The sequence below is a fragment of the Bacillus sp. XB1 genome (assembly GCF_053557995.1).
The window spans coordinates 2,372,806-2,395,426 of record NZ_JBNRIL010000001.1; the positions used below are offsets into that span (position 1 = coordinate 2,372,806).

The 22,621-nt window shown below is 34.8% G+C and carries 19 protein-coding genes and 2 pseudogenes; 6 read left to right on the forward strand and 15 right to left on the reverse strand.

Annotated elements, in window-relative coordinates:
- Positions 1 to 26: 26 nt before the first annotated feature.
- The 8 genes from ACK1U5_RS12165 to ACK1U5_RS12200 all read right to left on the reverse strand — a co-directional run bounded on the left by ACK1U5_RS12165 (position 27) and on the right by ACK1U5_RS12200 (position 7,165).
- On the reverse strand, positions 27 to 743 hold the full coding sequence (locus ACK1U5_RS12165; RefSeq protein ID WP_030024085.1) for an SDR family oxidoreductase: 717 nt from the start codon (positions 741 to 743) through the stop codon (positions 27 to 29).
- On the reverse strand, positions 740 to 1,669 hold the full coding sequence (locus tag ACK1U5_RS12170; protein ID WP_069605294.1) for a M50 family metallopeptidase: 930 nt from the start codon (positions 1,667 to 1,669) through the stop codon (positions 740 to 742). The genes ACK1U5_RS12165 and ACK1U5_RS12170 overlap by 4 nt, the downstream gene beginning before the upstream one ends.
- A complete protein-coding gene (locus ACK1U5_RS12175) occupies positions 1,666 to 2,901 on the reverse strand; it encodes an aminotransferase class III-fold pyridoxal phosphate-dependent enzyme (RefSeq protein ID WP_063224549.1) in 1,236 nt (411 codons plus the stop codon). Before ACK1U5_RS12175 ends, ACK1U5_RS12170 begins: the two co-directional genes overlap by 4 nt.
- Positions 2,891 to 3,640: a hypothetical protein gene (locus ACK1U5_RS12180; protein WP_048655959.1), complete on the reverse strand. Its 750-nt coding sequence runs from the start codon at positions 3,638 to 3,640 to the stop codon at positions 2,891 to 2,893. The genes ACK1U5_RS12175 and ACK1U5_RS12180 overlap by 11 nt, the downstream gene beginning before the upstream one ends.
- Positions 3,633 to 4,865 carry a hypothetical protein gene (locus tag ACK1U5_RS12185; protein ID WP_069605295.1) on the reverse strand — a complete coding sequence of 411 codons (1,233 nt, stop codon included), beginning with the start codon at positions 4,863 to 4,865 and terminating at the stop codon, positions 3,633 to 3,635. Before ACK1U5_RS12185 ends, ACK1U5_RS12180 begins: the two co-directional genes overlap by 8 nt.
- A 666-nt stretch (positions 4,866 to 5,531) precedes the next feature.
- A complete protein-coding gene (locus ACK1U5_RS12190; RefSeq protein WP_166669619.1) occupies positions 5,532 to 5,672 on the reverse strand; it encodes a hypothetical protein in 141 nt (46 codons plus the stop codon).
- A 524-nt stretch (positions 5,673 to 6,196) separates the two neighbouring features.
- Complete coding sequence (locus tag ACK1U5_RS12195; RefSeq protein WP_175423935.1) at positions 6,197 to 6,334, reverse strand: hypothetical protein; 138 nt, start codon at positions 6,332 to 6,334, stop codon at positions 6,197 to 6,199.
- A 702-nt stretch (positions 6,335 to 7,036) separates the two neighbouring features.
- Positions 7,037 to 7,165, reverse strand: coding sequence for a hypothetical protein (locus ACK1U5_RS12200; RefSeq protein ID WP_255309924.1), 129 nt, complete (start codon positions 7,163 to 7,165; stop codon positions 7,037 to 7,039).
- Positions 7,166 to 7,812: 647 nt separating this feature from the next.
- On the opposite strand from ACK1U5_RS12200, the gene ACK1U5_RS12205 reads away from it, so the two are divergent.
- Positions 7,813 to 8,133 carry a PadR family transcriptional regulator gene (locus tag ACK1U5_RS12205; protein ID WP_030024068.1) on the forward strand — a complete coding sequence of 107 codons (321 nt, stop codon included), beginning with the start codon at positions 7,813 to 7,815 and terminating at the stop codon, positions 8,131 to 8,133.
- A 368-nt stretch (positions 8,134 to 8,501) separates the two neighbouring features.
- Here ACK1U5_RS12205 and ACK1U5_RS12210 read toward each other — a convergent pair whose 3' ends face one another.
- The 5 genes and pseudogenes from ACK1U5_RS12210 to ACK1U5_RS12230 form a co-directional block, all read right to left on the reverse strand.
- Positions 8,502 to 8,957 (reverse strand): hypothetical protein, encoded by a 456-nt coding sequence (locus tag ACK1U5_RS12210; RefSeq protein WP_223277262.1) that lies wholly within the window; start codon positions 8,955 to 8,957, stop codon positions 8,502 to 8,504.
- Between the two features lie 111 nt (positions 8,958 to 9,068).
- Positions 9,069 to 9,322 (reverse strand): annotated as a pseudogene (locus ACK1U5_RS12215) (hypothetical protein).
- A gap of 16 nt (positions 9,323 to 9,338) precedes the next feature.
- The gene (locus ACK1U5_RS12220; protein ID WP_001036574.1) at positions 9,339 to 9,701 is read right to left on the reverse strand and encodes a hypothetical protein; all 363 of its coding nucleotides are present in this window, start codon (positions 9,699 to 9,701) and stop codon (positions 9,339 to 9,341) included.
- Between the two features lie 132 nt (positions 9,702 to 9,833).
- Positions 9,834 to 10,016: a DUF3976 domain-containing protein gene (locus ACK1U5_RS12225; protein ID WP_001178294.1), complete on the reverse strand. Its 183-nt coding sequence runs from the start codon at positions 10,014 to 10,016 to the stop codon at positions 9,834 to 9,836.
- Between the two features lie 28 nt (positions 10,017 to 10,044).
- Positions 10,045 to 10,119, reverse strand: a pseudogene (locus ACK1U5_RS12230) (permease); the annotation flags it as partial.
- A 725-nt stretch (positions 10,120 to 10,844) separates the two neighbouring features.
- Between ACK1U5_RS12230 and odhA the strand changes: the two are divergent.
- The 5 genes from odhA (at position 10,845) to ACK1U5_RS12255 (ending at position 20,652) form a co-directional block, all read left to right on the forward strand.
- Entirely contained in the window at positions 10,845 to 13,712 is a 2,868-nt protein-coding gene (odhA, locus tag ACK1U5_RS12235) for a 2-oxoglutarate dehydrogenase E1 component (protein ID WP_044795471.1), read from the forward strand.
- Positions 13,713 to 13,845: 133 nt separating this feature from the next.
- On the forward strand, positions 13,846 to 15,105 hold the full coding sequence (gene odhB, locus ACK1U5_RS12240) for a 2-oxoglutarate dehydrogenase complex dihydrolipoyllysine-residue succinyltransferase (RefSeq protein WP_000569926.1): 1,260 nt from the start codon (positions 13,846 to 13,848) through the stop codon (positions 15,103 to 15,105).
- A gap of 124 nt (positions 15,106 to 15,229) precedes the next feature.
- The gene (locus tag ACK1U5_RS12245; RefSeq protein WP_069605428.1) at positions 15,230 to 17,149 is read left to right on the forward strand and encodes a putative thiazole-containing bacteriocin maturation protein; all 1,920 of its coding nucleotides are present in this window, start codon (positions 15,230 to 15,232) and stop codon (positions 17,147 to 17,149) included.
- Positions 17,146 to 19,095, forward strand: coding sequence for a TOMM precursor leader peptide-binding protein (locus tag ACK1U5_RS12250; RefSeq protein ID WP_113710736.1), 1,950 nt, complete (start codon positions 17,146 to 17,148; stop codon positions 19,093 to 19,095). The genes ACK1U5_RS12245 and ACK1U5_RS12250 overlap by 4 nt, the downstream gene beginning before the upstream one ends.
- A gap of 15 nt (positions 19,096 to 19,110) precedes the next feature.
- Positions 19,111 to 20,652: a SagB family peptide dehydrogenase gene (locus tag ACK1U5_RS12255; protein WP_069605427.1), complete on the forward strand. Its 1,542-nt coding sequence runs from the start codon at positions 19,111 to 19,113 to the stop codon at positions 20,650 to 20,652.
- Between the two features lie 30 nt (positions 20,653 to 20,682).
- Here the strand turns inward: ACK1U5_RS12255 and ACK1U5_RS12260 are convergent, their stop codons facing one another.
- Both ACK1U5_RS12260 and ACK1U5_RS12265 read right to left on the reverse strand, forming a co-directional pair.
- Positions 20,683 to 21,093, reverse strand: a complete 411-nt coding sequence (locus ACK1U5_RS12260) for a DUF3908 family protein (RefSeq protein WP_000996781.1) — start codon at positions 21,091 to 21,093, stop codon at positions 20,683 to 20,685.
- A gap of 160 nt (positions 21,094 to 21,253) precedes the next feature.
- The gene (locus ACK1U5_RS12265) at positions 21,254 to 22,588 is read right to left on the reverse strand and encodes an FAD-dependent oxidoreductase (RefSeq protein WP_069605426.1); all 1,335 of its coding nucleotides are present in this window, start codon (positions 22,586 to 22,588) and stop codon (positions 21,254 to 21,256) included.
- Between the last annotated feature and the right edge of the window lie 33 nt (positions 22,589 to 22,621).

Consider the following 22,621-nt stretch of genomic DNA (forward strand, 5'->3'; position numbering starts at 1 on the left):
CACCCTTAATTCCCAAGATGATTTATTTATACAATTGTATATCCATAGTCAACCACAATATTTTGCCCTCTAATGGCATCGCTTTTATCAGACATTAAAAATAAAATGACATTTGTTACATCTGAAATTTCAACAAATTTTCTATATGGAATTTTTTTCAATAACTTATTTCCTTCAAAGGACTTCAAATAACTTTCGTTATTATCGTTGATAATATAGGACGGCGACACACAATTCACCTTAATATCTCTCTGTTGATCTTTCAAAAAATCAATGCTTAAATTTTTTGTTAAGTGAATTAGCGCTGCTTTTGAAGTACCATAAGCAATTCTATCCTCATGTGCCACTATACCATTTTGTGAAGCTACACTTACAATTGAAACGCGGTGTGAAAGTGAGCTATAGATGGACTTGAGTAAAAATACAAAACTCTTAATGTTTATATCAAATGTTTTATCCCACGCTTCATTTGTCACATTATAAAAATTAGATAAAGTATTAACCCCGATTAGGTTGATAACACCATCTATTGTTACATTGTTCTCTTCTAAGTAATCAGATAAAAATCTAGTATCTTCTTCTTGGCTAATATCTAAATTGAAATAGACTTTATTGGTATCTTTCATTACTTTTTCTTTATACGTTTTATCGATACAGTATATATTTTTTGCATCATCTATTACCGTTTGTAAGTCTTTACCAATATATCCATCTGCGCCTAGTATCAGTATATTACCACTCAAATTATTCCTCTCCTTACAACATCGAATACCCAATAAACACCACTTAAAATAACTGTGGCTATGAGAATACAATTTACTAGTCCGAGTAGTAACTCAGAAGATTTTATCTTTTGTCGTTTGAATATAAATTGTTTGAAACTATTCATATAATCTTCTGAACCTATCATTTGATTTATAATCCAATAACCATCTAACTTTAAAAATGGCATCATATTAGTAAATATAATTATACAATTAGTAATATATATGTATAATATCACGTCAGAACTTGACAAAAGATACATGATTGCCAATAGACTTCCTAAGATCATTTGTCCCATAACACCTGATAACATGATTGCTATTTTTTTCCTCTTATCGAGCGTCCTCATATAGTTAACATTTGTAAAGAATAATAATAAAAAGAAATATCGAATTATTATTCCAAAACGCATTTTATCAGATCTAATATATTTCCTGTAAGTATAATAATGCGAAAATTCATGGAACGAAACGATAAATAACTGTGCTACATATATGTATATCAAATGGTATACATTAAAGTTCATTGCACCACTATTGAAGATCGTATAACCCTTTTTCACTACAACAGGAAATGTAATTGCAAAAAATAAAAGTAAACATACGAACAAGTACTTAAAAATCTTAATATTTTCGATTTTATATAACCTTTCAAATCCCTTTGTACTTATACTTAATTTTAGCAATTTAAAATTTAATAGATTGTATTTTTTTTTGCCATGCAAAAATCTTTCTAAACCTTCTACTTTTTCGCTAGTTTCAGTATTATAGCTCCTAAGATACTCTAGTGTATTCTGATCTGCTTGTATCATTCTCTCATTCTTTGGGTTATATATATAAACATAGTCGTCTATGTGGTATTCAAGATTTACATTGCAAACATTTAAGTTATTTACTTCTTTCAAACTAATACCCTCTTTGCAATTATTTTCATAGCTTTTGAAAATGCCTTCGTATCTATTAAAAGGGTAGGAAATAGTGTAATGCCATTACCTTCATCATTATCCATGTAATGATAGACTAAAATACCGAGTTCTTTTAATCCGTTAACTATTTCCATAGTTTTAATTGGATCATTCACAGGGATCGAATACATCCCCCCGACACCCGTGTAACCAATATTTTTCATCTTAAGCGTATTTGTTACTATATTTTCGATTTCTCGAACATTGCTAATAATACTTGTCTCATTTTCTAAAATGTATTCTAATGTAATCTTTGCTGATAGTACCCCTAGCAGATTTCCGTTTTGAGTAGAGAAATGCTCGATATGCTTACCTTTGAGAGCGTCTTCAATTTCTTTTGAAATTACGACTGCTCCAAATGGGAGAATTCCATTGTTAATCGATTTACTCAAAATTAAAATATCTGGCGTCACCCCTAATTCTTTAAAGAAAAAGCGATTGCCCGTTCTATAAAAACCTGTTGCCACCTCATCAAAAATTAGTAGTATGTTGAATTTTTTTAATGTGCTGTGTAGTTTTTTAATAAATTCTTTATTAAAAATATACACTCCGCCTGAACCAATAATAGGTTCAAATAAAAAAGCAGATATATTTTGATGATTTTCCTCTATAAAATTCAACACATGATCTTCATCATCACGATTTTGAGGAGTTTTTACACTTAAGAATCCATCTAGTTTTGGTTGATAATCTTCCGTAATTTTCTCATCTAATCCACTAGCTGATACCCCTGCAAAAAAGGTACCATGATAACTTTTATCATACGTAATAATTTTTTTATCTTTGTTGTTTAAATGTCTTACAACCTTTGTTGCTAACTCTGTTCCTTCCGAACCGCTATTTGTAAAAAAAACTTTAGTATACGCAGAATCTTTTTCATTAATAAACTGTAGCAAGGCATTACTATAATCATTATACAAAGGATGATTGTATGCATGGATATCTAAAAAAGTTAATGATTTTTGTAAATACTCATTAAATTGAGATGAAATTCTTTGGTATAACTCTTCCTTGTATCCCAATGAAACATTCCATAAACCGCTTCTAAGATCTAAATATTTTTTTCCATTTGTATCTAGTAAAAAACTATCTTTAGCTTCTTCGATTATCATATTATAAAAAGGGGATTGCGTAATATCCCCCATTGGAACAACATAGGTATTATTCTTCACAATTTTCCAACTCCAAGAAATATATATTTTCTCCGCTATATAATATATTTAATTTATAATGTAACTCTTCAGAGACTTTCTCAAAATATTCAATAGTGTGTAGATTTTTCACTGAATATCCCACTTTTTTAACACCATTGCCTTCCATAAATATATTTAAAACATATTTATTTTCTATAATGGCATTACTTACAAAAAACACACTATCATCTGTTTTAAAATTTAAAACTTTATCACAATTTTCTTTTATACACGAAGGTTTAAGGAAATCAAAAATGATGGAGCCATGAATATCCAATAAATCTTTTGTTTTAATTAAAAAACTTTTAAATTGTTCTTCTGAAAATAAAGAAACAGTCGTGGCTGGTATAATAATTTTTGTGAATTTAATACCTTTAATCGTATCCAGGTCCTCTATACCAATATTGAAAATCTTATCCCTGTAACTAGTGTCGATATATTTAATCATTTCCAATTGTGGTTCAATCCCGTAAATATTGACACCTTCTCTAGATAGAACATTAAATACCCGACCATTACCTGATCCTATTTCTAGTACTACATCATCATTATTGATTTTCTCTCTATAGAAATCTAAATCATTTATTTCAAATTTTTCATTTATCGAGCGGTTATAAAAATCAGCAAAGTCGGTATCTGAATAAATATCATCCGAAATTTCCACGTTTCCTCTTTTAACTTTTCGTAAAAAGGGGCCAAATATATACTTACTATGCATGTTCCACCAACCCCTTATATTCATTCATAATTGCATCATATTGATCTTTGAAACGATCTTTTAGGTAGCTTTGGTTATTTTTAAGATCGGCTTCTAAAATTTCAAGGAAAGTTTCATCCGTTTCAAAAACTTTATTAGTGCGGATATTATAAACAAAACAACCTCTATTATTTTGAATTCCAATTAATTTGAATTCAACGATTGAATCTACTACTAGGTCCAGTTTGTTCTTTGTATAAGGCGTAGTAAAAGTAGTTGCCCCACCTTTAAATGATGCTGCCAAATTATACATCATCGGAATGATGTTCTTAATCATCGCCTCTACTTTATCTTGTTCTTCATTATTTTGATATTTTGAAACAATATCAAAGTAATTTAGCTTAATGTTTTTTGAAATTATATATTCTTTCAAGTAATCATTGAAAATCCCGTCAGAATAGACAAACAATCTATTATTTGTACTAGTCTTTGTCATAGTCGCATAATCAAAAATCGCTTTTTTACTTTCTTTGTTATCAATAACCCCTGAATTTTTAAACTTGCTTATTAATTCTTCTAACTCTTCTACATCTAATGACGTCAAATCTTCTTTTTGAAAACTCGGAACAGAATTATTTAATAATATAATGTTTGGTATGTCTTTCAAGTCATTGCTATTTAGTTCAATTTCTTCACTAGATTGATCAATAAAAATTGAACTGTTTACAGCCATGTTATAATACACATCTGGTTCGATATTCTGAATGACATTACAATTTTCTACATAGAGATGTTTTAGCGTTCTTTTATTAATAACAGCTGGATATACGCCTGAAAATAATGTCATTAACCCATTTCTTAAATATTGCATGTGAGACAACTTAGCCTTTTCTTTCTCTAGTTGGAACATACCTTTTAACGGCTGTAACATGTCTATTAATTCAAAATCCCCATGTTTTACTTCTAAATTATCATCGACTATACAAAAATCTGTTTCTTCTAACTCAGTTTCTAAAAATTGAACTAATTTATATATTCTTTGCAAGCTCCCACCAACGAAAAATATATACTTTTGGTATTCTTGAAAGTCTAGATAGTCAACAAAATCAATAAAAGTGTTATTTTCAAAATCAAATTTATCAAAGTGTATATCTTTGGCTTCAGCAGAAAATAGCTCTTTTGCGTTACCTTCATTGATATTTTTAAATAAACCGTTTTCTTCAATTATGCACGAAATTCCAATCATTAGTTCGTCCCCCTGGTTTTCTAGTTGATACCTCTGAAAATTATTATTTTATAAATCATCAATATTTAACTACAGAAATCAAGTTATTATTATTACTTGACCCGCAACAAGAACTGCTCCTGTAGCCCAGTAAATGATGTCAGTTTTTGAATTTAATTCTTCTAATTCAACTTCTTTAAAGTGTAGTTTGTTCATGTTTTAACCTCACGTTTTTCATTAAGAAAATTCTATTTTTACGGCTGAGATCATGTAAGTAAAATTACTCCACCACCAGAAATTAAAGCTCCAACAGCAGCGCCAGTCCAGAATGAATTTAACTCTGCTACTTCAACCTCTTTAAAGTGCAATTTCTTCATACTCTTCACCTCTCGTTTTGAATATAAAAATTCTTACAGGTGAAATCATGTGAATTTTGTTAAAGTAACGAAACAGGCACTTTAAACCAGTGATTACACAGTGAATATTTGGAAGATTTTATGTTATAGTGTGTTACTATTTAATTTTTTCGTAATTGTAGTACTCTGCCCACTAAAATGCCAGAAGCTAGCGTTATTGTAGTTGCTAAAGCAATGTTCATATATAAATTACTACTATTAACAAGAACAATTAAACCAAACACTATTACTACTGGGATTATAATAAAAAGTAGATTTTTATTCATATCCATCACGTCACAGCAATTAGTACACCAGCTACTGCAGCTCCAGCACCAACTACGCCTGTACCAATACCTACTCCAGTCCAGAAATCTGTACCATGTGAATTTAATTCTTCTAATGCAACTTCTTTAAAGAATAATGTTTTCATATTTTCCGCCTCCTTGTTTTAATCTTCCAAAAAGTTTAATCATATTTATAGTCAAGTAAGTATGATCAATGATGTAGTGCCTAACTTTACAGCATTAATCGTTCACTATCTTATTAAGTTAAAATCAAACCAATCCCAACTGCTGCGCCGCCACCTACAACCGCGCCACCTGCCATACACCAGCCACAGTTTAATTCTTCATTTTCAATTTCTAAGAATTTTAAATTTAACATTTTATTTTCATCTCCCTTCATAAAGTTTTCAGAGGTATCAACTAAAAAATCATAGTTATATATATAGATATAAAAATACTGAATAAATGAAATTATAGATGGTTTTAATAACTTTTATGTCTTAGAAATACGGGGTACCATTAAATACCATATATAACTATTTGAGAATAACATGAAATGAAGAAAAACGAATATGCAATGTTGCATATTCGTTTAATAACTTAATATACAAAAAATATCATGTAATTGAAAGCTACAATATCAAAATTGATGTTAAACACTCAACATTCATCATGTCACAATTAGTGCACCAGCTACTGCAGCTCCAGCACCAACTACAGCTGCTCCAATACCTGCTCCGGTCCAGAAATCTGTACCATGTGAATTTAATTCTTCTAATGCAACTTCTTTAAAGAATAATGTTTTCATCTTTTTCGCCTCCTTCCTTGAATTTTTTAGTTTATTACCACCATTATTTTAGATCAAGTTAGTACAAGACCTACTCCAATACCAAATCCAATCGCAAATCCAGCAGCATCTGTATAAGAGTTTACTTCTTCTAACTCAACTTCTTTGAAGTATAATGTATTCATTTTTTTACCTCCTTTTTAAATTATTTACGTTAATATTATTTTAGATCAAGTTAATACTAGACCTACTCCAATACCAAATCCAATCGCAAATCCAGCAGCATCTGTATAAGAGTTTACTTCTTCTAATTCAACTTCTTTGAAGTATAATGTATTCATTTTTTTCACCTCTTTATTACATTTTCAAAATACAATTCTCCACAGCTAAAATCATGTAAGTACAAGGATTGCCCCGCCTGCTAATGCACCTGCGCCAAGACCGTAACCAATCATGTCCCATACGTTTAAATCTTCTAATTTAACCTCTTTAAAAGATAATGTTTTCATGTTTTTCACCTCCTTATTACATTTTCAAAAAACTAATTTTATTAGCTAAAATCATGTAAGTACAAGGATTGCTCCACCTGCTAGTGCACCTGCGCCAAGACCGTAACCAATCATGTCCCATACGTTTAAATCTTCTAATTCAACCTCTTTAAAAGATAATGTTTTCATGTTGTCACCTCCTTTTTTTCATACAAATAGCTTATTTGTACAAAAATCAAGTAATAATAAGTACTGCTGCAACACCTGATGCTACACCGACGCCACCCGCTACCGCAATTTTCACATTCCACGGTACTGAGTTTAGTTCTTCTAACTGTACTTCTTTAAAAGTTAGTGTTTTCATGCTTTTCACCTTCTAAAACAATGATATTTTTTATATTATCAAGTTAAAATGACGTAAATTCCAACGCCGCCCATAGCTACCGATTGAGCCCAACTAGTTGCTGAGTTCAATTCTTCTAATTCAACTTCTGTATAGAATAACTGTTTCATATGACGAAACCCCTTTTATTAAGTTAAAAGAATACCAATTCCAACTGCTGCGCCGCCACCTAAAACCGCGCCACCTGCCATACACCAACCACAGTTTAATTCTTCATTTTCGATTTCCATGAATTTTAAATTTAACATTATGTTTTCATCTCCTTTCATTATGTCTACTCAATTATTTTTAAAATCACTTATACATACTATATAAATAAACAGAATAAGCGATGTTAGATATGACTATTATTTACTACGTTTCAACTGGCATTGAGGAAAATAAAATATATACCATATCTAACAATTTCAGGATACCATAAGATTACGAAGTATAAATATGCAATACTGCATATTTCAAAAAAAATCCAATTTTTCATAAATTGATTACACATATTGTACACTTCTATTCTACTTTCTCCCTATACATATCTAAGTCCATTTCCTTGATTGCATTTATTGAAAAAACGGCTTAAGATATCGATATACGATATATCGGAGGTGGTAATAATGAAGACCGCAGTAGAACAATACATCCCATTAACAGAACCACAATACTATATTTTACTGTCATTACTAAAACCTATACATGGTTATGGAATTATGCAGGAGGTTGAAAACCTTACCCATGGAGAAGTCAAACTTGGACCAGGCACATTGTATGGGATTATTAAAAAGCTATTAACCGAAGAACTAATTGATGAGGTAGCATCGATAGATAGAAAGAAGTGTTACGTGCTTACCCCTTTAGGCAAAGAGGTATTAGAACTTGAACTTAAACGATTACAACGCTCTGTTCAAAATGGTTTGAGTTTATTTTATGGGGAGTAACAAAGGAGCTTTACAAAAAAATTAAAATTAATAATGATACGAGATACTCCGTATATACCCATGTAATTTAATATATGTGTCAAAATGAAGAACATCGTAAGTTCGAGCCTCTCCGGGTTCATAAATAGAGAAACCATATCAACCTTCTACGTGATATGGTTTCTCTTCTTTATACAAGTCAATCACTTCCAACCAAACAGCTTCTCCAAAGATGTCACAGTCGCACTCCTTGTCTTTATTTAAATTCAATTTCACAAGTTGCTATCTTATAGTTGCTTGATGACAACTGATATCATTGTTTGTCCATCCCCCCATCAATCCGTAGCACAAATGAACCACATTTTACGCTCCCTACTATCTAACACCATTCAAGTAGCATCCCATGCAACATCGTAAAACCAATCTGTCCAAGGGCAATAGCTTTCGAACACTTTAATATCTTCATAGCGATCTTGGAACATATATTGACATACATTCACTGCTAATTGTTTTGCGATAACTGGTCGCTCCTTAAATCCTTCATATGCTCCGCCCGACAAAATTTGAGCGGCAATGCTACCATCAAGCATGACTGCCCATTGCTCTTTAAAATGCAACTTATATTTTTCTGACGTATGTATTTTTAACTCTTCTAAGCTATTGATTATATCTAAAGAGTTAAAGATTCTTCTAAAGAAGTGCTCGTGTCCATCTTTCCAATATGGTATTTCTTTAAAAAAATTTTCGTTATGTACCTTAAAACAGCTTATAACCGTTCCGCCATTTACGTTTTGTTCCTTAAATGTATGTATGAGTTTCTCAATAGATGAGTCATTCGTTTCTATTTTTTCAAACGTTCCTGCTTTTCATCTCATAACGCCCACTACTCTCTATTCAAAATTTGTTTCTTAATTATAAATATCAAAATAAAACCCAGCAACTTTAAGATTGCTGGATTATCTCTTATTTATATTTGAAAAAACAATAACAATTGCTCCAATTATATAATGCCCTGCTACCATCCACATACTCCGATCAAAAATCATAAGCGATAACCAAAGTGATATATTCATAGTAGCAAATAATAAATATAAAATGTAATCTCTCTTTTGTATTGCTCCTCTATTCATCAAAATGTAAGCGGCACCGATAGGAGGAAAAAGACAAATATTTTTCTTAACGACCACGGATACAAAGTTACTGTCTGCATATGAATCCCCTTTTCATCATAATACTTGCTTCAACATCGGCCTCACTACCCTATATTCATCACTATAAGCTTCCTTTATGATTAAAGGCGGGTAATCACTTTTTTCTTCCTCAATCATTATGAATACTTCTGTTTTCTCTTGTAATGTATTAGATTCTCTATTTTTAGTAGGTTTTTTACTTGTTTTAATTTTCTTTGTTACTTCGCCAAGTTTTTGCCCAACTTCTTCTACTTTGGCAGGTTCATTCGCAACATAGTATTCTTGTTCGTCCCATACTAATATAGGTGGCACTTGTTCTCTTTTGTTACATATTATATAAGTAGTACTAGCTACAAGTAGTATACAAGTTAATAAATAGAAGATAGTTTTTTTATTCATATACTACACTCCTTATCTATCATTTCATTGGATTATATAACACAATTTATGTTCAGAAAATGGATTTGGTGGTAATTTTTAGGTTGAACAATAAAGAAAAACCTTACCAAAGTAAGGTTCCGTTTTTACATTCTATAGTGACTGATTAATTAATACGATCATTACAATAATTGCTATAAGCATAACAACTAAACAGCCGATTAATTTATAAAATCCTCGCTTCGTTAACGTCCCGCCTTGAACGTCTTTACGAATAAATAAGAATACGGCTAAAAATAATACAAGCCCAATGCCAAAAGCATACATCATTTGCATATGTTAATCTTCCTTTCTCTCCTCCATCTTAATATCTTTTTGCTAAAACAACAAATGAGATAAAGACGGTACTCATTGTAAGTGCCATAAGTATATTCAATAATATAGAAGAAACTTTTTTAAATTTCAGCACGTCTATTTTGAAGCGAAACACGGAACACTGTAAATAACTGTTACTATATCTCCTCACTTCTTTTTTTAAAATTTAATATCTCCATATTTGTTTTATCCTTTTAAAATATTTCATTTATTTCTTTATTTCACGAAATGCGTTATTTGTTTTACGGTGTTTTTCGTCATATTTATAGAAACTAACTGTTTATGGAGCATTTTTTATGTTTAGCAACTTTTTTTGTAGAAATCCTTCACTTTCCTTTCAATATTTAACACTATCTAAATAAAGTTTACGATAAATTCATAATTTTTTATTTTTTATACTATATTCCGTTATATTGTTGTATAATATCTATGAAAGCGCTTATTATTTCAATATACATAATTCAAACTGTTTTTATCAAAACATTCTAACTATTATACCTATATTTAAATGCAACAATTATAGCTATTAGTATAGGCATACCAAATATATCCACCCCATTTTTCTGTAAAATTACTTTATAACATGAAAGATTAACTTGGGTGATAAGTTATTGTGAATGTTTTTTTACAAAACAGATAAGTAATAGTGTTTGGTATTATGTAAATTATTGTAATAACATAAGAGTAAAGAAAAACATTTACATTGATTATTGATTCATTACTTATTGAAAAAGAGCAAAATGCACCTTTGTATGGAAAAGGATTATATGCATTGGGAGGTTTAAACAAATGACGAGGAAGAATACAACGACAAACCCTTGGGCCAAGTTCCACGGTCCGAACCTTGGTTATGTTATTGAGCAGTATGATCTTTACGTAACTGGAGCAGGTTCTGTTGATCCGGAATTACAAGAGCTTTTTGAAATTTTTGGAGCTCCTTCGTTTCAAGATGATGTCGTAACAGGGGACAACACAGCAACACATTTTTCTCCTCAAAACACAGGTAATATTGAAAAAATTCTTAAAGTCGTTCAACTTGTTGAGCAGATTCGTTCTTTCGGGCACACGTTGGCTCACATCAACCCGATGGAAGATGCTGCAAATGGACAATCTCTTCTTGAGAAAGCAATGAGCGAACTGAGCGATGCTGACTTGAAAGCGATTCCAGCGAAAACAGTATGGCCAGATGCACCAGAAGGTATTCACACTGCACTTGATGTAATTCATAGATTAAAAGACGTTTATACAAAATCTTTAGCTTATGAATTTTCTCATATACAAGATAGTGAAGAACGCGCGTGGTTGCATCAAATGGTGGAATCAAATTCATTGCGTCAACCACTATCAAATAAAAAACGAACTGCTCTTTTAAAACGTTTAACAGCTGTTGAAGGTTTCGAGCAATTCTTGCATAAAACATTCGTTGGGCAAAAACGTTTCTCTATCGAGGGCGTTGATATGCTTGTACCTGTTTTAGATGAAATTGTTCTAGAAGGTGCTAAGAACGGCGTAGAGGATGTCATGATTGGTATGGCTCACCGCGGTCGCCTAAGCGTACTTGCTCACGTATTAGAAAAACCATATAGCCACATGTTTGCTGAGTTCAAACATGCAAAAATAGAAGGCGCAGTGGCTAATTCTGGCTGGACTGGCGACGTGAAATACCACCTAGGTAGAGAACAAGTCGTTAGTAACGAAGAAGTTAGCACTCGCGTTACATTAGCAAATAACCCGAGTCATCTTGAGTTCGTGAATCCTGTAGTAGAAGGTTTCGCACGTGCAGCTCAAGAGAATCGTAAAAAATCTGGTCTTCCAGATCAAGATACTTCAAAATCATTCGTAATTTTAGTTCATGGTGATGCTGCATTCCCTGGTCAAGGTATTGTATCTGAGACACTCAACTTAAGCAGATTGAACGCGTACCAAACAGGCGGAACGATTCATGTTATCGCAAACAATGCAGTTGGTTTTACGACTGATAGCTATGATTCTCGTTCTACGAAATATTCAAGTGACCTTGCAAAAGGTTTCGATATTCCGATTGTTCACGTGAACGCTGATGATCCGGAAGCTTGTCTTGCAGCTGCTAACCTTGCGATTCAATATCGCATGTTGTTCAAAAAAGACTTCTTAATCGATTTAATCGGTTACCGCCGCTACGGTCATAACGAAATGGATGACCCGGCAGTTACGCAACCACAAGTGTACAAAAAAATTAAAAACCATCCAACTGTAAGAGCAATTTATGCAGATCAATTACAAGCTGCTGGTGTACTAAATGCAGATGAGGTTGAAACGATTACACAGTTTATACAAGAACAATTAAAGTCTGACTATGCACAAGTACCACCAGCTGATACGAGTGATGCAACAATTCACGTTAAAGTACCAGATGTTGTTGCAAAAGGTATTCAGTCAATTGATACTGGCGTTGAGATTGATTCACTTCGTGCAATTAATGAAGGTCTACTATCTTGGCCAGAAGGCTTTAACGTATATCCGAAAGTGAAGAAAATTCTTGAGCGCCGTAAAGATGCTCTTGAAGAGAACGGCAAAATTGAATGGGCACTTGCTGAATCATTAGCATTCGCTTCTATTTTACAAGAAGGTACGCCAATTCGTTTAACTGGTCAAGATTCACAGCGTGGTACATTCGCACACCGTCATATCGTATTACACGATACTGATACAAATGAAACATATTCACCATTACATCGCTTACCAAACATTAATGCTTCATTCTCTGTTCATAACAGTCCGTTATCAGAGGCTGCTGTTGTTGGTTACGAATATGGTTATAACGTATTCGCTCCAGAAACTCTTGTTATGTGGGAAGCGCAATATGGTGACTTCTCAAATACTGCGCAAGCATTATTTGATCAATATGTTTCAGCAGGAAGAGCAAAATGGGGTCAAAAATCTGGCTTAGTTCTTCTATTACCACACGGTTATGAAGGTCAAGGACCAGAGCACTCTAGTGCACGTCCAGAGCGTTTCTTACAGTTAGCTGCTGAGAATAACTGGACAGTTGCAAACTTAACGAGTGCAGCTCAATACTTCCATATCCTGCGTCGTCAAGCATCTATCTTAGGAACGGAAGCTGTTCGACCATTAGTATTGATGACGCCGAAGAGTTTATTACGTCACCCACTTACGCTTTCAACTGCTAGTCAGTTAAGCGAAGGACGTTTCCAACCTGCTTTAGAACAAGAAAACCTTGGCATGAAACCAAATAAAGTAAAACGTCTTGTTTTAAGCACAGGTAAAATGGCGATTGACTTAGCAGCAGAAATCGAGTCTGGTAAACATGAGTACAACTTAGACGAAGTTCATGTCGTTCGTATTGAGCAATTGTACCCATTCCCTGCTGAGAAAGTTCAATCTATTATTAAACGCTTTAAAAACTTAGAAGAAATCATTTGGGTTCAAGAAGAACCTCGTAATATGGGCGCATGGCATTACATGGCTCCAATTCTGTTCGAACTTGCTGGAGATAAAGTGAAAACAGGCTACATTGGACGTCCTGATCGCTCTAGTCCATCTGGCGGCGATCCATTCGCTCACAAAGCTGAGCAAGAACTAATCGTTGCACATGCTTTAGATGTAAAGTATAACTTCCGTCAAGATAAACAAGAAATTGAAGTTTACAGCAACTAAAAAGTAACAATGAAGCTTTCTTGCTTGTTCCTTGGGCAGATATTCTGCCCAAGGCCAGGCTAACAAATGGAGATTACCGAAGACAAAAGAAGAAAAAACACACCGTTAGGCAAATAAGGGGAGGACATTTAAAATGATCGAAATTAAAGTACCTGAGCTTGCAGAATCTATTACTGAAGGAACTATTTCACAATGGCTTATCAACGTAGGCGACAAAGTTGAGAAAGGTGGCAGCGTTGTTGAGCTTGAAACTGATAAAGTCAATGTAGAAATCATTGCAGAAGATTCAGGTATTGTATCGAAGTTACTAGGCGAACCTGGGGATACAGTTGAAGTTGGCGCAACTATCGCAATTTTAGATGCTAATGGAGCACCAGTTGCAGTAAGTACACCTGCACCAGTGGCTGAGCAACCAAAACAAGAAACGACTGAAGCACCGAAAGCTGCGGCACCAAATGCTGAGCAAACTGCAACACTACAAGGTTTACCAAATACAAACCGTCCTATCGCATCACCAGCTGCTAGAAAAATGGCTCGTGAATTAGGAATCGACTTAAACGACGTACGTAGCACAGATCCACTTGGACGCGTGAGACCACATGATGTACAAGCTCATGCTGCAGCACCAAAAGAAGCACCAGCTGCTCCAAAGAGTCCAGCTCCTGCTCCAGTTGCAAAAACTGAATTCGAAAAACCAGTTGAGCGCGTGAAAATGTCCCGCCGCCGTCAAACAATTGCAAAACGCCTTGTAGAAGTTCAACAAACATCTGCAATGTTAACAACATTTAACGAAGTTGATATGAGTGCGATCATGGAATTACGTAAAGAACGCAAAGATGCTTTCGAGAAAAAACATGATGTACGTCTTGGCTTCATGTCATTCTTCACAAAAGCAGTTGTTGCAGCATTAAAACAATTCCCATTATTAAATGCTGAAATTCAAGGTGACGAGCTTATCATTAAAAAATTCTATGATATCGGTATTGCAGTAGCAGCTCCAGATGGATTAGTTGTTCCAGTTGTACGCGATGCTAACCAATTAAACTTCGCTGAAATTGAAAGTGAAATTCGTGAATTAGGTAAAAAAGCACGTGACAACAAACTTTCATTAAAAGAACTACAAGGTGGTACATTTACAATTACAAACGGTGGTGTGTTCGGTTCTCTAATGTCAACACCGATCCTAAATAGCCCACAAGTTGGTATTTTAGGAATGCATAAAATCCAAGTACGCCCAGTTGCAATTGATAACGAGCGTATGGAAAACCGCCCAATGATGTACATTGCTTTATCTTACGATCACCGTATTGTTGATGGTAAAGAAGCAGTTAGCTTCCTTGTTGCTGTTAAAGATATGCTTGAAGATCCAAAGTCATTATTATTAGAAGGTTGATAGATTAAAAATCTATTAAAGGCTGTAGAATGAATCATTCTACAGCCTTTTTTTATTGTGTTCATACGGGACAAATTTCATGACATAAGGTAATAATGTATGCCTAAACGTAAGGAGGATTAAAATGAATAACCTTCCAATTCATGCAAAACTTAAAGTAAATAAGGATACTTTCTTCCTCCCCGATTCAAACGGGGGTGTCTATTTTCGAAATAACGCCAGTTCATTTCGTATGGACGGTGATGGAATTTATGACTGGATTGAAAAATTAATGCCAATGTTTAACGGGAATTATTCTTTAGCCGAAATAACCGATGGCCTCCCTCTCCCCTATCAAAACCGTGTATTTGAAATTGGAGAGATTTTATATGAAAATGGTTTCGTTCGTGATGCAAATCAAGATGCACCTCATGAATTAAACAGTACATTACTCGACAGATATGCTTCGCAAATTGAATTTTTAGAAGCTGATTCTCATTCAGGTGCTTTAAAATTCGAAACGTACCGCGGAGCAAATGTCCTTGTACTTGGTTCTGGGGATATGCTCACTTCCTTAGTTTCTTCTTTATTAGAATCTGGTTTACCTACATTTCATTACCTCGTTACAGATCGGGATGAAACAAACTATGACAGAATACATGAGCTAATAGAACGTGCATATGAAGTTGATAACAGTGTACTCCTTCAAGAAATCGATACTACAATTGACCGCCCCTTGCATGAAGTATTCGAACCTTTTGATTGGATTTTATATGTTTCTCAAAACGGAGACATCGACGGTTTAAAAACAGTTCACACTATTTGTAGAGAAACGAAAAAGAATTTCATACCAGCTATTTGTTTATCAACACTCGGTATAGCTGGACCTGTCGTAACAGAAAATCGTGATGAATGCTGGGAATCCGCATGGCATCGGCTACATGAAACGACTTTGCAAAATGAAAATTCATCGGATTCCTTCTCACCAATTACATCTGCCATGTTAGCAAATGTAATCGTTTTTGAATTGTTTAAACATGTCGCGGATGATTCATATCGTGAAAAAGAATCACAATTCTTTTTATTAAACTATGAAACACTTGAAGGAACGTGGCATCCTTTTATAAAACACCCTCTTGCAACTGATGAAAGTTTTACAATTGATACGATAGAAAATCTTTCTGAAAAACTTGAGCATCGGTATGGCCAACATACTTCAACTGATATATTCCGCTTTTTCGACTCATTAACTTCTAAAGAAACCGGTATATTCCATGTATGGGATGAACAAGATTCATATCAATTACCGTTATCACAATGCTATATTCAAGTAGCCAATCCATTATCAGATGGCCCAGCTCCCCTTCTGCCTCTTATGACTCGCAGTGGATTAACTCATAATGAAGCACGCCGAGAAGCTGGTTTAACAGGAATTGAAACATATGTCGCAGAAATCATTCACCGCCTTATTCCTGAACATAACGATATCGGTATCGGTGCTGGAGAAACGATGACAGAAGGATTTTACCGGGCACTACAACAACATTTAAACAATAAACTGTATGAGCGGCAGTCACATATGCTAGAGGAACTTACAACTGTTGATTTAACTGATATTCAAGATAAACATTGTAAATTTTATTACGATGCTCTCTCTACAATCCATGAAACACCTAAAATCGCAATGAGTGAAGAGATTCTCAGTTTTCCCGTCGTTTGGGTTGGTATAAATGATAGATGGTACGGTGCATCTAATATTAATATGACGTTAGCGTTACGAAACGCACTACAACTATCACTCTTTCACGTTCAAAATGAAGAAATTCCTTACAGAGCTAATATCTTGCCTGAATCCTCTATTATTTTATATGACACGGATTCTTTTAGAGTGGAAATACAAGCGGAAGAAGAAATTCCAAGTGTGCAATCTTTACAGCTTGCCTTACAGCATTTAGAAGAACATAATTTTTATCCCTTCGTGTTCGATTTAGCAATCGAACCATTTTTGAAAGAAAACCTAGACGGTGTGTATGGGGTATTAATTGCAAAGGAGGACGGTTTATGATTCAAAATATATTGCTTATAGGAGATGGCCTTCTTGCAGACTATGTACATGATCAATTATGCAAACAATATTCCATCATTCGTCAGCATACCCTTACAGAAGAACTTCCTGAAAATATTTATCTCGCTCTCGTATTACATGACGGATCTCCTTCTACTATTCATCATGACGCTGAGCTAATTTTTCGGTCAAATCATATTCCATGGCTTCGTGGTTTTACTTCATTTGGCGAAGGTATTATCGGTCCTTACATTCATCCTCTTACGCCCGGATGTTCCCATTGTTCTGATGGACGCCGTTTTATCGCTGGCTTTGATCAAAAAGAAATGTGGGAACTACAGCGGAAATATGCCTTTAAAGCAGATAATGTAACGAGACGTGATGTACGTGCCACCCAAAATGGAATGTTGCAAATGTGTCATCTTATTTGCGCAGAAACAGAAAAAATATTAACTCATAACCATTCTTCTTTAGAAAATGAACTTATTTTACTAAACTTACAAACATTACAATGTACGCGGCATTCTTTTCTTCCAGATCCTCTCTGTCCTGTATGTAGTAATTTACCTGATGATACTGCGGATGCGGCGGAAGTTTCTTTACAACCAAGTTTAAAAGTAAGCACCGAAACGTATCGCTGCCGTTCCATTCATGAATTAAACACATTTTTAACGAGAGACTATTTAGATTATCGGGTCGGTATGTTGAACGGCAAAATGCAGCATTCTTTATTACCATTCGCTGACGTCATTATAAACATGCCATTAATGTTTGGAAATGAAGGTGTTGCAGGCCGAACTCATTCATTTGCAGTGAGTGAAGCAACTGCCATTTTAGAAGGTTTAGAACGATATTGCGGTATGTCGCCTCGTGGAAAAAAAACAAATGTGCACGGTAGTTTTCATGATTTAGAGGAACATGCACTAAATCCCCTCACACTCGGTGTACATACCAATGAACATTATAATCGTGATGGTTTTCCATTTAAACCGTTTGATCCTGATTATGAGCAAAACTGGGTATGGGGATATTCTTTATCACAAAACAGACCGCTTTTAGTTCCTGAATCAATTGCTTATTATAGCCTCGGTCATCGAGATGCTTTCGTGTATGAAACATCAAATGGATGTGCAATTGGCGGTAGTTTAGAAGAAGCGATTTTTCACGGCATTTTAGAAATTGTAGAGCGTGATGCCTTCTTACTCACTTGGTATGCCAAATTACCTCTTCCCCGCCTTGATCTTAGTTCAGCAAATGATACAGAATTACAATTAATGATTCAGCGGTTACGTACGATTACCGGATATGAATTACACGCTTTTAACGCGACGATGGAACACGGCATTCCTAGCTTATGGGTAATTGCAAAAAATACGCGTGAAAATGGAATGAACGTTGTTTGTGCAGGAGGCGCTCATTTAGATCCTATTCGAGCCTTAAAAAGCGCCATTCAAGAAATAGCAGGCATGTTACTTATAACAGACGATGAGCTCGAGCACAAAAGAAAATACTACGAAAAATGCTTACAAGATCCTTATTTTGTTAATAAAATGGAAGACCATAGTATGCTGTATGGATTGAAAGAAACGGAAGAACGTCTTCACTTCCTTTTACGGGAAGATGCACCGGTGCAAACGTTCCAAGAAATGAATGTATCACAATCATTTGATATGGATTTAACATCCGATCTCCACCAACTTTTAAATCGTTTGCATCAATCTAATCTTGAAATAATCGTTGTAGATCAAACCGTTCCCCTCATAGAAAAGAATGGATTACATTGTGTAAAAGTTATTATTCCAGGCATGCTACCGATGACGTTTGGTCACCATCTTACTCGAGTTACAGGACTGGACCGGGTATATACCGTACCGATGACACTTGGATATACAGACGAACCTTTAACGAATGAAAGATTAAATCCACATCCACATCCGTTTCCATAGTAAAGGAGGGATTTCATGCAGCTAGATACTTTTTTACATCATCTCCATTTCTCTATTGACGAAATTATGCCGAATCATGAGGTGGACTGGAAAGACGCACCGCTTCCTTATAAATTATATCGAAATGTTCCTACCATCCCGCTCTCCTTAGAAATCCCATTATCTTTATCGAACTCTTCTACTACACCTACTTTAGATGAGATTGGTCACTACCTTTGGTATTCATTTGGTGTAACACAATTATGTCAGCTAAATAGCGAGAGAAATGTATTACGTAGATCCATTCCTTCAGGCGGTGCCTTATACCCGAATGAATTGTATATCTATTTAAAGATTGACGATTATCCAGACGGCATTTACCATTATGACGCCGCGCATCACCGACTTATTTTACTTCGCGAAGGAAATTTCGATTCTTATTTAGCAGACGCACTCGGTAATCGCTGTAATATACATGATTGTTTCGGTGCTGCATTCGTATCCACTATGTTTTGGAAAAACTTCTTTAAATACAATAACTTTTCATATCGACTTCAAGGATTAGATAGCGGGGTTCTCATTGGACAATTGCTAGAATGTGCAAAACAGTTCGGTTATACGAATAGCGTATACTTTCAATTTCTAGACCGTGCACTGAACCATTTACTCGGATTGTCAGAAGGTGAAGAAAGTGTGTATGCCGTTATTCCTTTAAGTACAGAACCAGAAACTAATTGGTTTCACAATGATTACCGTGAAAATAAAACAGTTACTTCTCATGAGTTGTTGCAACAAATTCCGCCGCTCGCACATGAACATTTCGTTCGCTCAAAACATGTAGGTGAATATCCGATGATAACAAAAATAAATGAAGCTTCTATGATCGAATCGACAGCACACTTCCAAACGCTACATCATGAAGAGCACTATCAACATAATACGTACGCTGTACAGCTACCGAAAGTAGAACGGTTATCGTATGATTTCCTACAACTTTGTAAAAAACGATATTCTCCTGATGCGGACTTTATTTTAACGAAATGGGATGCAGCTGAGCTCGCTACTTTACTACAAGAAGCGAGTCTCTCCTTCCCCTATTACAACGACCTTGACGGTAAGTATACAAATGAAAATACACGCGTCTCCTTATACGGATGTTTTTATAGCGTGAAAAATATTGAAAATGGGGCTTACGCTTATAACAGTAAAACACATTCCATACAACCAATTCGATATGGAGACCTTCGCTACCCACTTCAGTCTAGTATGACGATGGATAACGTAAACCTTTTTCAAGTACCACTTTGCTTACATGTAGTCGGACAGAAAGATTACTATACACGTGCATTAGGCTATAGAGGATACCGTATTCACCAAATGGAAGCAGGTATACTCGTTCATAAACTCGTTTTTGCTGCAACTGCTATGGGGATGGGCGGGCATCCTTTACTTAGTTTTGATACAAATGCATGTGATCAATTGTACGGAATAGATACTGGGAATGAAACATCTCTTATTCAAGTTCCAGTTGGGGCATATCGGGCGCGGAATTGGTTAAAAGGGGCTTTGCATAGTTAAAAGCACGCCGATGGACGGCGTGCTTTTTTACTAGATTAACTTAAAAATACTCTTAATTTGTCTAGCAAATAACCAATTTTTCGTACCGTAGTTATCATTTAAACTATCTAAATTGATAGATTGTCCGTTAGCAAACTTTAATTCTAACGTAGTATTTTTGTCATTTGTTTTTAAGTTACTATTTGTAATGTCATCATACTTTAATTTTTCAATCTCAATATATTCGTCTTTTTCTTGTCCAATCACGACATGGTCTTGGAAGAAGAAAAAGACTTCTACTTTTTTACCGAAACAAAATACATTTTTCGTATAAATTAATGTCGCGTTATCAAGTCCGACACATACTTCTTTCATTTCTTCCACAACGTGTCCAAAGTCTTCTTCATGTCTTGCATTTGATTCAGCAATCCATTCTTCGATTGTTTTCATGTTAATTGCCATACTGCGCCCCCTGGTTCGTTCATTGCTTCGTTTAAAAAATAAATACTATATGAAAATATAAGCGATACGTAATATGTTTTCAAGGGGGAACGGTATATTCAAAATAAAGTGAAACTTTATTTACTCCCTCATTGTAAAAAAAATAGCACTTTAAAAAGTGCTATTCCGCTCTCCTTGCCGCTTGTTGAATTGGGTCCCACACGCTGTTATATGGTGGTGCATAACTTAAGTCGACATCTTCTAAATCGTGAATACTCATTTTATTGAAAAGCGCCATTGCGATCACATCAATCCGTTTATCTACCCCTTCTTCTCCAATTACTTGCCCGCCCAATAATTGTTTCGTATCGGAGCGATATAGTAATTTCAAGTAAAGTGGTTTTGCATTTGGATAATAGCCCGCCATATTTGTAGAATCTACTTTGACTGTTTTATACGGGATGTGTAGCCCTTTCGCTTCTTTTTCATTTAATCCTGTTCTTGCGAGTGTCAAATCCATAAATTTAATAATGCCTGTACCTAACGTACCTTTAAATGCTCTTCGTTTATCCAGCATATTCAGTCCAGCAAGTCGCCCTTGTTTATTGGCAGTCGTTCCGAGCGGGATATGATCATAAATTTCCTTTATAACGTGGTAATGTGTTGCGCAATCACCGGCTGCATATACGTCTTGCACATTCGTTTGCATATATGCATTTACTTCGATTGCTCCTTTATGATTCTTACGTATATTTGTCCCTTCAAGAAAATCAGTATTTGGCTTCACTCCAACCGACACTAAAACAAGATCTGCTTTATACGTACCTTTATCCGTTTCAATTGCTTCTACTCGTTCATTCCCTTTAAACGCTTTTACATTTTCATTCGTTAAAATTTCAATATGATGCTTATCTGCTTCTTTATGTATGTACTCTGCCATATCTGCATCATAAATTGTACCGATATGATCATTTCTCTCAATCATTCTTACTTTCTTACCAAGTTCGACGAAAGTTTCTGCCATCTCAAGTCCAATTGCACCGCCGCCAATAATGGTTACATCTTCAACTTTATTCGTTTCTAGCGTTTTTAATATGCGCTCAGCATCTGGAATTGTTTTTAAAAGATGAACGCCTTGTAATTCCCGTCCTTCCCATTCCGGCATAACAGGACGTACCCCGGTCGCAATTAATAATCGATCGTACGGAAATTCAAAGACATCTTTCGTCTTTGTATGCTCTGCGTACACCATTTTCTTTTCCGTATCTACTTTCGTTACTTCATGACGCACTTTCGCATCAATTCCATATTTCTCACGAAACGTCTTCACGTTGCGCGCGATTAACTTTTCAGTTGAAGCGATAGCACCACTAATGACATACGGTAATCCACACTGAGCATACGAATAAATCTCACCTTTTTCTAAAGTTACAACATTTGCATTTTCATCGTTTCTAACAATTTGCATCGCTGCACTCATACCAGCTGCATCTCCGCCAATAATGACATAGTTCACTTTACCACTCCTTCTTTTTTACATACTCTTTAC

Coding starts and splice junctions, on each gene's coding strand:
- ACK1U5_RS12185 (WP_069605295.1), bottom strand. CDS start 4,865: ATGATTGGAATTTCGTGCATAATTGAAGAAAACGGTTTATTTAAAAAT.
- odhA (WP_044795471.1), top strand. CDS start 10,845: ATGACGAGGAAGAATACAACGACAAACCCTTGGGCCAAGTTCCACGGT.
- ACK1U5_RS12255 (WP_069605427.1), top strand. CDS start 19,111: ATGCAGCTAGATACTTTTTTACATCATCTCCATTTCTCTATTGACGAA.
- ACK1U5_RS12245 (WP_069605428.1), top strand. CDS start 15,230: ATGAATAACCTTCCAATTCATGCAAAACTTAAAGTAAATAAGGATACT.
- ACK1U5_RS12195 (WP_175423935.1), bottom strand. CDS start 6,334: ATGAAAACATTATTCTTTAAAGAAGTTGCATTAGAAGAATTAAATTCA.
- ACK1U5_RS12190 (WP_166669619.1), bottom strand. CDS start 5,672: ATGAAAACATTATTCTTTAAAGAAGTTGCATTAGAAGAATTAAATTCA.
- ACK1U5_RS12250 (WP_113710736.1), top strand. CDS start 17,146: ATGATTCAAAATATATTGCTTATAGGAGATGGCCTTCTTGCAGACTAT.
- ACK1U5_RS12220 (WP_001036574.1), bottom strand. CDS start 9,701: ATGAATAAAAAAACTATCTTCTATTTATTAACTTGTATACTACTTGTA.
- odhB (WP_000569926.1), top strand. CDS start 13,846: ATGATCGAAATTAAAGTACCTGAGCTTGCAGAATCTATTACTGAAGGA.
- ACK1U5_RS12205 (WP_030024068.1), top strand. CDS start 7,813: ATGAAGACCGCAGTAGAACAATACATCCCATTAACAGAACCACAATAC.
- ACK1U5_RS12200 (WP_255309924.1), bottom strand. CDS start 7,165: ATGAAAACACTAACTTTTAAAGAAGTACAGTTAGAAGAACTAAACTCA.
- ACK1U5_RS12180 (WP_048655959.1), bottom strand. CDS start 3,640: ATGCATAGTAAGTATATATTTGGCCCCTTTTTACGAAAAGTTAAAAGA.
- ACK1U5_RS12225 (WP_001178294.1), bottom strand. CDS start 10,016: ATGCAAATGATGTATGCTTTTGGCATTGGGCTTGTATTATTTTTAGCC.
- ACK1U5_RS12260 (WP_000996781.1), bottom strand. CDS start 21,093: ATGGCAATTAACATGAAAACAATCGAAGAATGGATTGCTGAATCAAAT.